Source organism: Sphingomonas rhamnosi, assembly GCF_036663615.1.
Classification (GTDB): Bacteria; Pseudomonadota; Alphaproteobacteria; order Sphingomonadales; family Sphingomonadaceae; genus Sphingomonas.
Genome location: NZ_JAXOJJ010000018.1, coordinates 1 through 14,460 on the forward strand (window position 1 = coordinate 1; position 14,460 = coordinate 14,460).

A 14,460-nucleotide genomic window follows, 5' to 3' on the forward strand; every position below is an offset into this window, starting at 1 on the left:
ACTTCACGCAGCTTCCCGATGATCTCCTCGGGCTTGTGCTTCTTCGCAGGCATTCGTCGTCCCTTCCTTGATCCAGACCCTTATAGTCGATGGACCACTCAGAAGGGGGCAGCTCAACGCCATCGACCCCGCATCGGATGCACGGCGCTCTTCTGAGCACGAAGCTGGAGATGTCCGTCCATTTCCTTTTCAATACACTGAACGCGACCTCCTCCGAAATTGCCAAGTGTAAGAGGGTCACAAGCGAGATGATCGATACCTTGGATAGCTCTTCCGGCGATCGCTCGATTCGAAACACAATAACAGAATCACGTTAGCGGAAATTTGGCTCCTCGCTCAATCTCATTGCTGCCGCCGCCGCAGCCCGCCGAAGGGCATCGCAGCGGGAATAATATGCCATCAAGCGTCCGCGACGAACATCGCAGTTGCGACAGCATAACTGTGGGATATAGTCGTTACATGACAGAAATAATCACACCACCAAGGGCCCAGTATCTTCGCGAAGACGGCATCCGCGGAGGCATGGATCTGCTCATGTTTGCTCACAGGTCTCATCTGACTCACGCGGATGATTCGCTCGCTAAAAAGGGGTTAGGCCGGGCACACCACCGAATTCTCTATTTCGTAGCGCGCAAACCAGGTGCGACCATCTCGCAACTGAACGATACGCTGGGTGTCACAAAACAGTCCTTTTCCCGAGTGATCCGCGAACTGATTGGTGCGAATCTCGTAGCTTTGCGAGTCGGAGATCGCGATCGGCGTCAACGACTGGTGTTTCTAACTGAGGACGGAGGGCGCTTAGAAGCGGAACTGTTCGCGGAAATGCGGCAGAATATGGAGCGCGCCTATACGGCTTCAGGCGAACAGGCGGTTCAAGGCTACTGGACGATGATGCAAAACCTCATGAGCCCGGATATACGCCAACGCTTCGCATCGTTTCACTCAGCGCCGATCCAGGCACGTTGCTAGTCCGGCGAAAGATGCTGGGAGTGAAACGCCGCGGGTCTGCCGGAGGCCCTGGTTGGGTCGCCTTTCATCTATTCGCAAATCGTATGCTCCTTCGAGCGGTAACCTTATCACTCAGGATTAGATAGATGGTTCCTTTTCTTCCGTCCTGCCTTCATCCATACATATGGATCGGATGTTCCCGCCCAGCCGCAGGGGGACTTGCCCCCGGCATCGACGCTTTTTTATAATAACGATTTTCTTCCCAAGGAATAAGTTCAGTCCACTTCGAGCATCATTCGAACGTCGCTAGCTCCGGATAGCAGGCTCTCCATACGCGCCATGCCATCGCCGGAAAGCGTCAACTGGTCAGCTATATTTCCAGCCCCATCGCCAATAATCAAGCCTTGCTGCGCTGCGAAACGAAGCCACCTCGAAAACACTCCGACAGAAACCTTGTATCTCTCTGTCACGTCTTTTCCGGTAAGGCGAACCCCTTCGGCGTCGGCGACGTACAATTCTAATAGGAGCTCCCAGACCGGCTCACCAAAAATTACCGGCGGTAACACTTGCGCCCGTTTGCGACGAAAATCGATGATGGCGTTCGCTAGGCTGGCGGAGCGGTCATTCCGGACCATCTGCTTTCTCGCTATAAAAGGGGCGCGCATGTGCAGCGCGTCTTTTTACAATTCAAGTCACTCCGGAGGGAGGTGTCGATCCATGACTAGGGCGTGAACATCGGCCAATTTTGCCGCAAGCAGAAAATCCTGAATGTTGTCAGCGTATTCCAGGAATTCTTCAAGACCGCCGGCTAGCTCGCGGACGCGTTCAATCCGTTCCGACTCGCTCACGGAAACATCCTTTGGTAGAGTAGTCCATCACTATTGCGTGGATCTCTAGTGACTTCAATAAGCCATGAGTGTCCCGTTCCATCGACCGCCTTGTTTATTCCTTACAAACGCCCGCACGGACCGCAGGTGAGCTCCTCCCGCGACTCTCGCCGCTTCGATTTCCGCCCGCCAAACACGAACTTCGCTGTCGACCTAGCGGTAGCAGTGCGACCGGGTTTACACGCCTGCGGGAACTTATCCGAGACCTTCCACAGCATCGTCGACACTTTCCAACCTGCTCCGCATAGGCCCGCGTAATAGCTCGCTCGCATGAACGGCGCGGAACCGATCGGCTCCTTCTTGGCGCGCAGTTCCAGCACGCGGTTGTCGATCATCGCCAGGCATTCCGCGATCGCTTGGGCCTGTTCCGCTTCAAGTGCCATGGTCTCATCCTCAACCGATCGTCTGGACTTGCTTGGTAAGCCGCTGTTCAAACCGCTCGAAATAATCTCGCCGCCTGTGGGGATCGTCGTCGCACTGCCACAGCCTGCCGCCACGGACACTGTGCCAGATGCCGTCGAAGGTGGCCGGATCGCGCGCGAAGTAGCCCCCCTGCGTGACCGCCAATTTGTCGTAGTCAAATGGCAAGGTTCGCCCTGGCGCATACCAAGGCGCGTAATCCCGATTCATCGGCAGGTACGCAGCCGTTGCCAGAACTGGCATGAGCAGGTTTTTCGGGTGGTGGATTATGCGGACTCGCACTGCCTGCACGCTGTCCCTCGCCGCATCGCCAACTGGGGCCGGCCTGACGGTCTGGACGCCAACGCAGATGGTGCGTTGGACCTGCTACGGGCGCCAGGGTCGTAGGTTGAGGAGCGGCCGGCGCCGATCACACCGACTTTCGTGTTCGCGGCTGCTGCCGACCTGTATGACCTGATTCGGATCGCGGCAGACCCCGTCAGTCGCCAGCCGTCGTTCTCGGTCTTCCAGCATTGTGATCGCCACCCGCTAATCTCAAACTGAAGCTTGGCGCCAATCGGTAAGGAAAAGGACCGGCGCCGCCTGCGCCACCTGAAGGCAACCAAACGCATCCACGAGCCCGGTACGTCGATTTGCCTGACGGAAGGGTATTCGCTGGAATGACGGGCATTGTGGCGAGCGGGAACAAAAATCAGGCTGTGTCAATTTCGGCTCTGGCTGTACCGTGTGCCGCGTAAATTGCTTTCGACGTATTAGCGTCGGCTGATCGTGGACCGCGCCGCCTACGTCCTTACCATTGTCGTTAATTGTTCTACGGTATGGCGAAAGACATGGTGCACAATGGCTGCTGCCTTCAAGCCACCACTGCTGACACGGTCGAAGCTATCAGTGTGCGTCTGCTCCGTATAGCCGATGACATGGGCGTGGGATCGCGGCACCACGGTCGCAGCGATCGACTGATGGATGACGTTGAGCAGACTGCGTACGATCCGCGGGCAGCGTACGCGGCGGTAACTACTCAGATCGATTACGTTCTTGCGAGCGAGCAGTCATCCCGTTTGAGATTGCGAGTCCGATAAGGATAGCTAGTGATCCGCCCCAAATGATGGCCGCGCCGATCATGATATTCGTCAGCATATAAACCCCTTCGTCCATGCCGCCGTATCAGCGGTCATATTAAAGCCATAATGGACATGCCTTCAGCAAGTCGACCCCCCCAAACAAGAGTGAGTCGACGAGACCATGCAAAAATGGGACGTGGTGCCGATGGCTTGGTCAAAGTCAGCCGCTACGAACGCGGTTATGGCACTACTCACGACAAAGTGCGGGCGCCCCGCTCGAGACGGTCACCACCTGTAAGGGCGAATGCAAGCGGTGCGGCATCGAAACGTCGGGCCACATCGCCATCACATCGCACCTTTGAGACAGCGAACACCCTGACCATCATGGGCTGGGCAAGAAGCTCGGCATCGAGGTGCCCGGCATGGTCCGCAACGCCGATAGCGTGCCGTAATGCGGATTGTTCGTCGCGACGTGCGTCGCGGAGGATGGCGTCGCCGCCGCTCCAATCGCGGTGTGGGCAAGGCATGGGTGACGTGGGGCGCGAACCTTACCGCCGACAGGTTGGCTCCAGGCGCTGTTCTGGTCTTCGAGCGCTCTGGTGGCGGCCACGTGGGCTTCTACCTCGGCGAGGACCGGACCAACTATCACGTCCTCGGCGGCAACCAAGACGATCGGTCAGCATCATGCGGCTACAGAAGGCGCGGTTTATCGTCCTGCGATGGCCGCTGGGTCATTCAGTCGTCGGCAAACCGCCACCGTACAGCGCTTGACCAGCATGTGCGCCGCCTTGTCTTAGAGCCTGCCGACCCCCGCCAGTCCTATAAACCGGCTGCATCGCACGGCTCTTTTCTCAGAAAGAAGGCCCAGCCCGAACGTAACGTAAGCGATTGGAGAGGCAACGACAGCGAACGCAGCCAGTTTCGTCGTGACGCCCTCTACCTGTGCGCTGGTGATCGTTCCAAAGAGCGGACGATTCGCGGCCAGACTTTTGCAGGTTCCGCCAGGCCTTGCGCCGCTCGTGCGAGGGCTTTCGTCGCTAATACCGACGGCATTTTTCTCTCCAAAGCTCAAACAATAACGGGTTGTTGTCGCCGGTTGGGGGGAGCCTTGGGCGGCCGGGCTGGGGACGAGAGGGCTGGTCACACTCCCAGCTCGGCGCCCCAATCGCTTCCTGTGGCGCAAAGTGTCACACGAAACGATCGGGGCGCTTATCTCTTAGGCGCGAAGAAGCGCGATTGGCGGATGCGTCTATCGAACCCCTCAATTCAACCGACACTAATTGCACTCAAATTGGTTTCGAACTACTGCTCCATGGACCGCGGCAAAGACCCTCCGTTTTCGCCGCGGTCCGGCGCGCCTCCGGTTGTCTCCGAATGCGCGCCGTCAATAGAGCGTGTCGAGTTCGTGGAGCGCTGAGTTGAGTTCGGGCGGGACAGCAGACGTCCCCGGCAGCAGCGCGTTGAGCGCACTCTGCCCGCCTCGTTTGACAAATGTGATAATGCCGGCGCCAACCGTGCCGCACATGCCCGTGCCGAGGGCCGGGGTCGTGCTTCCGCACCGCGCATTTGGAGCGAATGTAAAACAGCGCGCACAATTATCTTGTCATGAGCACCGTCCATCTATTGAGGACCGCAGCGTTAATCCTTGCCGTGATGGCCGGCGCTAGAGCCAGCTATGCTCTAGGAACTGACCTTGCCGGTGCCGTCTGCCGGCGAGTTCCTCTTTACCGCGCTTCGATATCGATCGGGTACAGCAACCACCCAGTTACGAAATTTAAATGTCCGCTAGCAAATTTGGCGACGTTGCCGGGGCTTATTGATCGACACGATTCCGGCGGCGCCGCTTTAGGGCACGCGGCGCGTTCACTGCGTCGCGTGGCGGTGCCATCGGCGAGGGGATCGCACGTGCGGCCCGCCCATGGCGGAGCGGGCGGGCCGCGCGGTGGGGGCACAGGGGGAGAAAGCCCCACCGCAGCGCAACAATACAGAATCTTGAAGAATCCGATTTAACTTGGAGCTACAAATGTGGCGATGGATCACCGGCGAAAGCGCCCGCGCGTCCAGCGCACGGGCTGCCCGCTCCGGCCAGGTTCGTTGCGGCATACGCCCACTGTTTGGAACACTGACGGCATACAGGTCGACGGCGTTCAGGCCAAGCTGCCGGGTGCACTGCCGCGGCGTCGCCGATCGCACGTCGCGTACGGACTGGCCACGTCGCTTCACGAGACCGTCCGCAAGATGCAGCCGATACCAGAGATCAGACGCGGCCGCGGAAAGCCATATGGGAAACTATGCTGGCATGACGGGCAGATTGCGTACGGCCGAGGCGATGTCCAGCTTACTTATGACTTCAACTACCAACGCGCTTACGAGGGGCTTAGGTTGAAGGGCGTGCTCCCTTTCAATTCTGACTGCGCCATGGAGACGGACATACCTGCGTCCATCATGGACCTGGCACGACCGAGGGGTGGTTCACTAGTAAAAGCTTCGCCGGCTACTGCCGCACAAGGGCCCCGCCTTGCTGAAGCAGTTCGTCTCGGCGCGGCGCATCATCAACGGTGTCGATCACGCCGATCTGGTCGCCGGGTACGCGATGACGCTTCAGGCGGCAATGGCAACAGGCGAATGGCAATGACGGAAAGTCGTCGCCGAGGCCGATGACAGGGCGGGTTCAGCCCCGGCGACTGTCTGAGTATTTCCGCGCTTCCTTACAAAATGCTTAACAGAGGTAGCCATGAAGCGTGCGGAAACTGAAACCGCGACGATCGCCTGGTTAGCGCCTTGCCGTCTTCCTTTGAGGGAAGCGGCGCACGGTTTGGAAAGAAGGAATATAGACCGTCCTTGCGGTCTCGTCTATTAGTCTCCGCTACTCAGCTAAGGGCGACGGCATGATTTCCGAAGATCAACTGCAGGCTGCTGCGCGCGCGGTTCACGAAACGATCAACGGAAAGGGTTCGTGGAAAGACGCAACGGGCGACGATCGAAGCGCTAGCCGGCATCTTGTGCGCGTTGTGTTGCAAAAGGTAGCGGCAGATGCCAAAACTTCAACTCAACCCCCGAAATCAATCCCGCCCCGGACGCGAGGGACGATGCCGCGCAGTTAATGGGCCGGATCATTGTGGCAGGGTGTTAGCCGTAGTGCCTGCGGGCTATGGTGTCGTCGCGGCAGACACGTGAGCTGCAAGCTTCAACCGCCAGATCATGAGACTTCGTCCCCGCTGATGAACAGCCGGACAACCTCGCAAACTATGCGCGGATCCGCGAGGGATTCTTCTCGTACGGCGTTCCCTCGATCAGCAGCGATGCGTCGACCTCAACGTCCGCCGAGAAAGCTCGCGGGAGATGGGCGAAGTATTCGTACGCAAGCCCATCGAGCAGCGGGCGTGCCATGTCGCGCGCGCCGGGGAGGCGGAAGCGGGTCACTGTACTGCCGTTAGAACAGGACGAGAACGATTCGGCTAATTCGCCGATTGCCTTTTTGTGCCCATAATCGCATCGACAGCAGCCGCAATCCGGCGCCAGTCCTCCGCAGCCGCGCGGTGTTCAATGACGTCACCTAGCTGCGAAATGATATAGTCGGCTGCGCCCGCTCCGTACTGCTCGACGATCTCGCCGGCAGTTTGCCAGATCGCACGTTCGGTTAGGCGCATGACTTCAGTCATTGTTCGGGAAGTCCTTGGCGAAAACTGATCAGTACGTCGAGGTCGTCCGCAGTGAGGCCGAGTTCCTCGTCGAGCACCTCACTATGGTTTCAAGACGTGGGAAACGTCTTTAGCCGCTCCATAGTATCGTTCAGGTCGGGTGCGTGGTTCATATGGCCAACCTACGCGCCCAGGCATCGACTGCAAGCCCTCCTCGCACGGCAACGCCCTTAGCCCATTTGGCTCGCGCGACCGCCATTTCCCTGTCACCAGCGGCGCCGATGCAATGGCCTTGATCGTGCGCAGCACCGTGAGCAGCCGGTCCGAGAGTGATGCCGCCGCCTGCGGATTCAATGCGACCGCGACGCCATCCGGCCAATCGACGAGAACCTCGCTGATCTTGCCCCTATTTCGCCGGACAGGTTCAAGCGGTTGAACCTGTCCGGCGAAATAGGGGCAAGATCAAAGGGCAAATTGCTGGTATCCGACGCGGCCGGTTCACGTTGGAGCGTGGTGTTGCCACTCAGCAGGGGCCCGTCGCATTGGTACGGGCGCGAGCTGGCCGAATCAATACATGCGCTATCTGTCAGCGCGAGGGCGAGCTGGAAGAGGCACCTCGGGACAGTGACCAGTCCGTTCAAGAAGCGCGAGTTGCTCCTCTATAAGGTCGGCACAAAGCGAAGCCCATTCGAGTTCATCCGGATTAATTGTACGGCTTGCAATATCCCTATAATCAACCGCTTGTCGCCTGAGATAGTCAGTGATCATCGCGACGTCTCCCGAGTCGTGCGATTATATAAAACATATTCAGATTCTTGGTAACACTACCCTATAAGATTATCAATGTAGGTAAGTATAGGTAGCGGCCGGGAGGCATAAGCAGACTTTTCGATCAGGCTGGGTGTCGTTCTTGATGCAAAACGCGATCGGATCCATGCCGAGCTCCTCGGCATCTCGTTCGTGGCAATCTCCAGCACCATGAGGCCCGGCGCGCGCATCGCATCGCCCTCTGGCAAATTGACGGCGAAAGCATCGCGAATCTGCGATTGGCGCCTGCGTAGAGGGGCTTGGTCTGGTTCGTCGCAGTTTTGAGCTAGCCATTTGGCCGGTTGCCGGACCCGCTGTCGTATGCGATCGCAGTGATCGTCCCTTCGCGAAGCGCCGATCTGAATGTGCTGCGACGTTGCCGGGCGGTGCGTCGAATTGTTGGCAGTAACGGACGCTGCATAGCCATCTTCACCGGCCGCCCGACTTGTTGGCGCGGAGCGCGGTCGCGTCGGTGCGCAAAAACAGTTTCCCGCCAAAGCCGCCACCCGCATAGGGCTACAGGAAGCGGATCTAGCTTTCGGAATACCAAGCGTCTTCGTGGGGTCGGTGCCACCCCACGGTCGTCGATGGTGAGCAGACCGCAGGTTTGGGCGGCTCAACCCAACCACATTTCGACATCCCTCACACCGCAAGGGGTTCCCGTATGCAGCTGATCACGCAGCGTGCTTCGGGCGGCACGATCGAACTACCACTATCGTGGGTACCGTGCCGATCAAGCGAGCTGAAGAAGCGGACGCGGGAGATCGCCGAGGCGCGCGTGCGCTACGGCTATCGCCGCATCCATGTGCTACTCCGGCGATAGGGCTGAAACGTAAACGCGAAGCGTGTTTATCGGCTTTACAAGAGTTGGGCTGCAGTTGCGGCATAAAGCGTCGGGTGAGGACGAAGCTAAGAGAATGTCACTGGGCGTCGTCGTGTTCGAATGAAGTATGAGCATGGACTTCGTCCATGCCCAGATTGCCACGGGACTGACGCTGCGTATTCTGACGGTGATCGACACGTTCAGCCGGTTCTCGCCAGCAGTGGTGCCGCGGTTCGGCTCCCAAGCGCCGGACGTGATCGAGGTGCCGGATCGCATCTGCGGCGAGGTCGGTTACCCGGCGTCGATCAGGGTAGCGAGTTCGTCTCCCGAGACTTCCACCTGCGGCCGTACACGAAGGGCGTCGTGTTGAACTTCTCGCGACCCGGCACGCCGACGGACAACGCCTTGAGGAATTGGATGACGCCCAGCCGAGTGATCCAAGAACGGGTAGCAGCTCAAATGGATCCTGACCCTGAGTTATCAGCGGTCTGAAAACCGGGAGCATGTCATGAGCGACTAACTCGCTGGGGTCGGGTCCGTCAGATCCAATTGCCCGAGCCCTAAACGCCCCACATGTCGGTGTGACTGAATTAAGCGGGACGCCGAAGATTGAGCAGCCCCCGAAGCGAAGGCTTCGACTTTGCGATACAAAGACAGAACTAAAAACAGGTAAAGCATCCCGCCCGCTCCGGGTGGCACTCTTAATGCCGCAGGCGGGATGCCGAGCATCTACCGTCTTGGGTCGGCAAGCTCTACAGGCGTTGTTACCCACTACGGCCGTAGCGACAACCAAAACCGTTCACATGAATCCCGATCCGGGACGATCTGTCATTCGGACGCCTATACAGCGGGTCACACCACCTCGTTCTGCCTAATGATGTGTTCGAGCACTAGGTTAGGTAACGGGTGGCTGAAATCGATTCCGATTGCATTCGGCCTGCTCCATGCGACCCAGCCTGGGACTTCGGTGAACTTTGGAATTGCGACGTGGACGAATGTGCCGACAGTCACAGCGAAGGCTGTTTCAATCCTGCAGCCCGATGTGGTGCAGTCAACAATGCGAACCGGTTGGGTCTCGAACTTGACCGCAGCGATGGTCGCCAGCCAATCGACAGGAATGCGAACGGCTTTGCGTTCGTCCGCCGCCAACCGGGCAGAACCTTTGAATTCGGATGGTTCGGTCGGCATAAAGGACTGTGTAAAGCTCACCTGTGAACATCTGGTGACGTGCTCCCCTTTTTTCCTCCAGCCATAACTAGAGTCCGGGGTTGTCATGGTGCCCATCGGGGCGGGGTTGCACAACCCGCTTGGCAGCATCGGCGGGCGTCAGCCCGCCTATCCCGCTATGCGGCCGCACATGGTTGTAGTCGTCGCGCCAGAGCCGCAGCACCGAGCGGGCATGGCCGAGCGACACGAACAGCGTCTCGTTGAGGCACTCGTCACGCAAGCGGCCGTTAAAGCTCTCGACGTAGCCGTTCTGCTGCGGCTTGCCCGGCGCGATGTAGTGCCACTCGACAGGCCGCTCCTGCGTCCATCTCAGGATCGCCAGGCTGGTCAGCTCGGTGCCGTTGTCGCTGACGATCATCAGCGGCGGCACACCCCTCACAGCGATGATGGCGTCGAGCTCGCGGGCGACACGCGCACCTGACAGCGAGGTATCGACCACCAGCGCCAGGCACTCGCGCGTGAAGTCGTCGACCACCGCCAGGATGCGGATGCGCCGGCCGCTGATCAGCGTGTCGCTGACGAAGTCGAGGCTCCAGCGCTGGTTCGGTCCTTGAGGCAGCGTCATGGGCGCCCGCGTGCCCATCGCTCGCTTGCGACCGCGCCGGCGCCGCACACGCAGGTTCTCCTCGCGGTACAGCCGCAGCAGCTTCTTGTGGTTCATGACCAGGCCCTCGCGAGCTAGCATGATCCCCAGCCGCCGGTATCCGAAGCGGCGACGCTCCGCCGCGATCTCCCGCAGCTCGACCGCAGGTCGCCATCATCAGATCGCCGATGCGCGTAGCGCATCGACGTCCGATCCACGCCGAAGATGGTACAGGCCCGCCGCTCGCTGATGCCGAACAGCTGCCGAGCATGCTCGACAGCCTTCCGCTGAGCGGCGGGCCTCACCAGTTTTTTGCCGCCACCTCTTTCAGCACAGCATTGTCCAGCATCGCGTCCGCCAGCAGCCGCTTCAGCCGGCCGTTCTCCTCCTCAAGCACCTTGAGCTTGCGGGCCTGCGATACGTCCATCCCGCCGTACTTGGCCTTCCACGCGTAGAAGGTCGGACTGCTGATGCCGTGCTTACGACACAGGTCGGCGGTCTTCATGCCCGCCTCCTGCTCCCGCAAAATCGCGATGATTTGCTCCTCGGTGAACCTGCTCTTCTTCACGTCCGTCTCCTCACGAAGGCGAACTCTAGCTCAAACCGGCGGAGTTTCAGGGGAGCACGTCACTCGCAATGAAACGAAGGTCTGCTAACTCGGTAGTAGCCCAAGCGGCCACACCTCCCACCATCAGAACACAAAACTGGAGATCAAACAGGCAAACCTTCGCATACCATCCCAACGCCGCTGCCGCCTTGGCCCTCGATGAGCACGGATGAGCAGCACGGAACCCGCTCTTCCGGCGGTTGCGATGTCGGCCATAAACGAACAAAGAGTATTTTGTAAAAACATAGATTCGTGGTTAACTTGGTTTATCGATATCGGCATTGGATTGGAGCATTGACGAGTCGCGGAGTCCATGAACCAGGGAGTTGATTAGCTAACAGCCGCGAAACAGGAGAGGCTGTGTATCAATTAGCTTACTCGAGTTGCGCGACTTTTCGCTTTGGCCTCACCGACCTAGCATCTCTATGCGAGCGTTCGTCCGCCCAAAATTGCGAAGCCGGCATTACCGGTCTCCTAGTTCATGACAGTAGACGGTTTATGCAGGTTATCGAAGGAGAGGTAGGCGCTGTCCGTCTTCTAATGTGTCGCATTGCCAACGACAACCGACATGACAGGATCTCTTACATAGCTGCTAATCACATCACTGCCCGGAACTTTCATAATTTTGCGCTTGCATGCATAGGCTTCGAAAAGAACCTTACGCGCGCGGAACTCCTTGCAGATGTCAAAGCCAGCGTTAGCAGGATCGCCGACGTCAGACTGATGGCAGCTTTTATCGGTTTCGCGCGACTGGCAAATTGATACGTCAGCAACGGGTTAGTTAGCTCGCGCACTTCTTGATCGGTGGATCTGTACCTCGCGCATTATATTAAGTCTTGAACTGCTCTTCATCTTATATAGATTGACCCCATAATATATGACTGTTATTGCATCGACCGTGTCAGTCACCTTATTACTATCTGCGGTCACTGGGGTATTCGATAGGCTGTTTCCACGACGATAGAGACTTAAATTTTCAGTGGAGTGATCATTGGTTTGCTCGCTGCGCGACCGACCGCGAACTCTCGGCTCGGATGTGCATTCCTCCAGCTCATTCCTACACCTTCGATATTTTTCCCTGATCGTCGATGAGTAGCCCCCACGGGGTGGTCCGGGCAGTTAGTTAGTGCATTGTTGTCGCCGCCGCCATTGCCGGGCGTAGGTGGAGCGAAGTGGAACCGGAGGCCGGCAATGGTGGTGTCGCCGCGGCTGGCGCCGGAGGTCGATAGCCCAGACTGCTGTGTGGTCGGATGGTGTTATAGTGACGCCGCCACGCCTCGATCAGCACCCTTGCCTCGGCGAGGCTGTAGAAGATCTCGCCGTTGAGCAGCTCGTCGCGAAGCGAACCGTTGAAGCTCTCGTTATAGCCGTTCTCCCATGGCGAGCCTGGTGCGATGTACAGCGTCCTCACGCCGACCTGGCCGAGCCATTTCTGGACCGCGGCAGCGATGAACTCGCTGCCATTGTCGGACCTGATATGCGCTGGCGGCCCCCGGGCGATGATTAGCTCGGCTACGCGCTCACGAGGTCAGGCTTCCCGCGAGCATCACGGACGCGGCCGAGCTGGTGCGAGATGTGCAGATCAGCGTGGCGAGCGACCCGAGCGCGCATGCGGTCAAACGCCTGGTCCTGCGTCAGGACGCCGCCCGCGCCCATCGCGAACAGCACAGCCCCGGCGCCCTCGCGGTAGACCAGGCAGGACCAGTTTGCCGGTACTGCGTTCGATATGGTCAGCGTGGTGGTGTTCGGGCTGATCACTCGAACCAACGCGCCGGCACGGCTCACGTCGAGCGTCGCGGCGGACTGGTTAAGGATGGTCACCGGGCGCAGCGTCGTTGCGTCGAGGCGGATGCGCTGGGGGCACGGGATAAGGGTCGTCGTGTCGGCACATAGGCGCGAACGCGCTTAATGTTACAAATAACGAAAAAGCTGTTAATTGTATGGAACGCTACCGCATGTGGCTTGCAGTGCCACCGAAGAAACGGGGGTCATCATGATATCTACTAGAAGCTCCCAGCGCGGACAACCTCCCAGCAAAGACCGCAGAGATGGGGTTCGGCAATCGGTAGTGATCGAAGGGGAACTGGGAAACTCCCGGCTGGGCAGCACTAATGCAGAAGTGAGTGATCTTTCTTACAGCGGTTGCCGTGTCTGGCTGCCGTTTGAACTACCGATCGGAGACCTCGTCTCGATTACGTTCCCAATGCTGAATCCGCTGTGGTCTCGTGTAATTTGGTCAGATGGGCCGTCCTCGGGGATTAAGTTTAATCAGCCGCTTGGCGCTCCGGTGTTGAGGATGATGGCGGAACGCCACAAGATTAGCCGGATCGTCGCCGATCCACGCTCCGGCTTTCTACCCTGATATACCCCCCGCCGCGTCGCGAAAAAGCGGCGGAAATCCCTCACTCGAGAACGGGCCGCCGGGGCCGATACCCCGGCGATACCCGACGATCAGTTTCGAATAATTAGCTCAGTCACCTTCTGCGCTCGACCGGTGGCCGAGGTCGACAACGACCAGGTCGTCTTGATCTCGGCGACGTTGAACCGGGCAAACGTCTTGCGGATGAACGGCGTGTCGTTGATCGACATTATGAAGCGGCCGCGGATGCCGCTCAGGCGCTTCGCCAGGTTGCGCTTGTCCCCCAGATACGGCGCGGGCTGGCAGTGGTGGCATGCATAAGTAGGCTTGGTCCTTCCGGATGAAGCACTCGGCTACGCGCGCTGGTGGTGCCGATCGCGTCGATCGGCGTGCCTGGCCGCGGATGCGGCAGGATCTGGTTTCCGCTCAAGGCGGTGAAACTGTGAGGGTCGCTGCACGGCCAGCTTCCCGGTGATCTCTTCGGGCTTGTGCTTCTTGGCAGGCATTCGTCGTCCCGTCTTTGATCCAGACTCTCATAGTCAATGGACAACTCAGAAGGGGGCAGCTCAATCGCTCCAGTCGATCGCCTCTCAGCCTGACCCCGCGCCATCGACGATCAGCCGCGGGGTCGGGCGGAACGGTGGGCGAGACCAGTACCGCGCGGCCCGATCGGACCAGGCAGCCTGGAGCCGTGCGCTGCGCCCCAGCGGCATCACATACTGGCGGATGACCCACCGCTTCGACGGGCAGCAGCGAACATTACCGCTTGGGCGCTGGCCCGAGATCTCGCTGGGCGAGACGCGTCGATCAGGGCAGCGAGTTCGTCTCCCGAGACTTCGACCTGCGGCCGTGCATGAAAGGCGTCGTGCTGGACTTCTCGCAACCCGGCACGTCGACAACGCCTTCGTCGAAATCTTGAACGGCAAGTTCAGGGCGGAGTGCCTGAACCAGCACTGGTCCATAAGCGTCGATGACGCGGTCTGAACCGCGCCGGGTTTGCCGGAGGCTCCAACTCCTGAGAAGGTGGAGCCTGTATGAGCAAGACGACGAACAAGTTTGCGCCGGAAGTTCGCGAACGCGCGGTACGGATGGTTTTC

At 59.1% G+C, this 14,460-nt stretch carries 15 protein-coding genes and 2 pseudogenes; 6 read left to right on the forward strand and 11 right to left on the reverse strand.

All coding sequences use genetic code 11. The features are described from left to right. Positions 1-459: 459 nt before the first annotated feature. Positions 460-969 carry a MarR family winged helix-turn-helix transcriptional regulator gene (locus U1701_RS18175; RefSeq protein ID WP_332783987.1) on the forward strand — a complete coding sequence of 170 codons (510 nt, stop codon included), beginning with the start codon at positions 460-462 and terminating at the stop codon, positions 967-969. A 254-nt stretch (positions 970-1,223) separates the two neighbouring features. Here the strand turns inward: U1701_RS18175 and U1701_RS18180 are convergent, their stop codons facing one another. The 6 genes from U1701_RS18180 to U1701_RS18205 form a co-directional block, all read right to left on the reverse strand. Next, the gene (locus U1701_RS18180) at positions 1,224-1,583 is read right to left on the reverse strand and encodes a hypothetical protein (RefSeq protein WP_332783988.1); all 360 of its coding nucleotides are present in this window, start codon (positions 1,581-1,583) and stop codon (positions 1,224-1,226) included. A gap of 57 nt (positions 1,584-1,640) precedes the next feature. Further along, positions 1,641-1,796, reverse strand: a complete 156-nt coding sequence (locus U1701_RS18185; RefSeq protein ID WP_332783989.1) for a hypothetical protein — start codon at positions 1,794-1,796, stop codon at positions 1,641-1,643. Between the two features lie 101 nt (positions 1,797-1,897). Next, entirely contained in the window at positions 1,898-2,218 is a 321-nt protein-coding gene (locus U1701_RS18190) for a hypothetical protein (RefSeq protein ID WP_332783990.1), read from the reverse strand. 10 nt (positions 2,219-2,228) lie between these two features. After that, positions 2,229-2,498, reverse strand: coding sequence for a hypothetical protein (locus U1701_RS18195; RefSeq protein WP_332783991.1), 270 nt, complete (start codon positions 2,496-2,498; stop codon positions 2,229-2,231). A 4,064-nt stretch (positions 2,499-6,562) separates the two neighbouring features. After that, complete coding sequence (locus U1701_RS18200; protein WP_332783992.1) at positions 6,563-6,739, reverse strand: hypothetical protein; 177 nt, start codon at positions 6,737-6,739, stop codon at positions 6,563-6,565. A gap of 35 nt (positions 6,740-6,774) precedes the next feature. Then, a complete protein-coding gene (locus U1701_RS18205; RefSeq protein WP_332783993.1) occupies positions 6,775-6,978 on the reverse strand; it encodes a hypothetical protein in 204 nt (67 codons plus the stop codon). 1,450 nt (positions 6,979-8,428) lie between these two features. Here U1701_RS18205 and U1701_RS18215 point away from each other — a divergent pair. Together U1701_RS18215 and U1701_RS18220 are read left to right on the forward strand one after the other, a co-directional pair. Next, the gene (locus U1701_RS18215) at positions 8,429-8,587 is read left to right on the forward strand and encodes a hypothetical protein (protein ID WP_332783994.1); all 159 of its coding nucleotides are present in this window, start codon (positions 8,429-8,431) and stop codon (positions 8,585-8,587) included. A 133-nt stretch (positions 8,588-8,720) separates the two neighbouring features. Then, positions 8,721-8,957, forward strand: coding sequence for a hypothetical protein (locus U1701_RS18220; protein WP_332783995.1), 237 nt, complete (start codon positions 8,721-8,723; stop codon positions 8,955-8,957). 482 nt (positions 8,958-9,439) lie between these two features. Here U1701_RS18220 and U1701_RS18225 read toward each other — a convergent pair whose 3' ends face one another. Further along, complete coding sequence (locus U1701_RS18225) at positions 9,440-9,775, reverse strand: PilZ domain-containing protein (RefSeq protein WP_332783998.1); 336 nt, start codon at positions 9,773-9,775, stop codon at positions 9,440-9,442. A 67-nt stretch (positions 9,776-9,842) separates the two neighbouring features. Further along, positions 9,843-10,965 (reverse strand): annotated as a pseudogene (locus tag U1701_RS18230) (IS3 family transposase). 399 nt (positions 10,966-11,364) lie between these two features. Here U1701_RS18230 and U1701_RS18825 point away from each other — a divergent pair. Beyond that, a complete protein-coding gene (locus tag U1701_RS18825) occupies positions 11,365-11,766 on the forward strand; it encodes a BLUF domain-containing protein (protein ID WP_443026098.1) in 402 nt (133 codons plus the stop codon). Between the two features lie 361 nt (positions 11,767-12,127). Here U1701_RS18825 and U1701_RS18830 read toward each other — a convergent pair whose 3' ends face one another. Next, positions 12,128-12,415, reverse strand: a complete 288-nt coding sequence (locus U1701_RS18830) for an integrase core domain-containing protein (RefSeq protein WP_443026099.1) — start codon at positions 12,413-12,415, stop codon at positions 12,128-12,130. A gap of 101 nt (positions 12,416-12,516) precedes the next feature. Next, the gene (locus tag U1701_RS18240; RefSeq protein WP_332783996.1) at positions 12,517-12,825 is read right to left on the reverse strand and encodes a hypothetical protein; all 309 of its coding nucleotides are present in this window, start codon (positions 12,823-12,825) and stop codon (positions 12,517-12,519) included. A 172-nt stretch (positions 12,826-12,997) separates the two neighbouring features. Here U1701_RS18240 and U1701_RS18835 point away from each other — a divergent pair, with 172 nt between their 5' ends. Next, positions 12,998-13,366 (forward strand): PilZ domain-containing protein, encoded by a 369-nt coding sequence (locus U1701_RS18835; RefSeq protein WP_443026100.1) that lies wholly within the window; start codon positions 12,998-13,000, stop codon positions 13,364-13,366. A gap of 89 nt (positions 13,367-13,455) precedes the next feature. Here the strand turns inward: U1701_RS18835 and U1701_RS18245 are convergent, their stop codons facing one another. Then, positions 13,456-13,593, reverse strand: coding sequence for a hypothetical protein (locus tag U1701_RS18245; RefSeq protein ID WP_332783997.1), 138 nt, complete (start codon positions 13,591-13,593; stop codon positions 13,456-13,458). A 569-nt stretch (positions 13,594-14,162) separates the two neighbouring features. On the opposite strand from U1701_RS18245, the pseudogene U1701_RS18255 reads away from it, so the two are divergent. Further along, positions 14,163-14,341: pseudogene (locus U1701_RS18255) on the forward strand (IS3 family transposase); the annotation flags it as partial. Positions 14,342-14,460 lie beyond the last annotated feature (119 nt).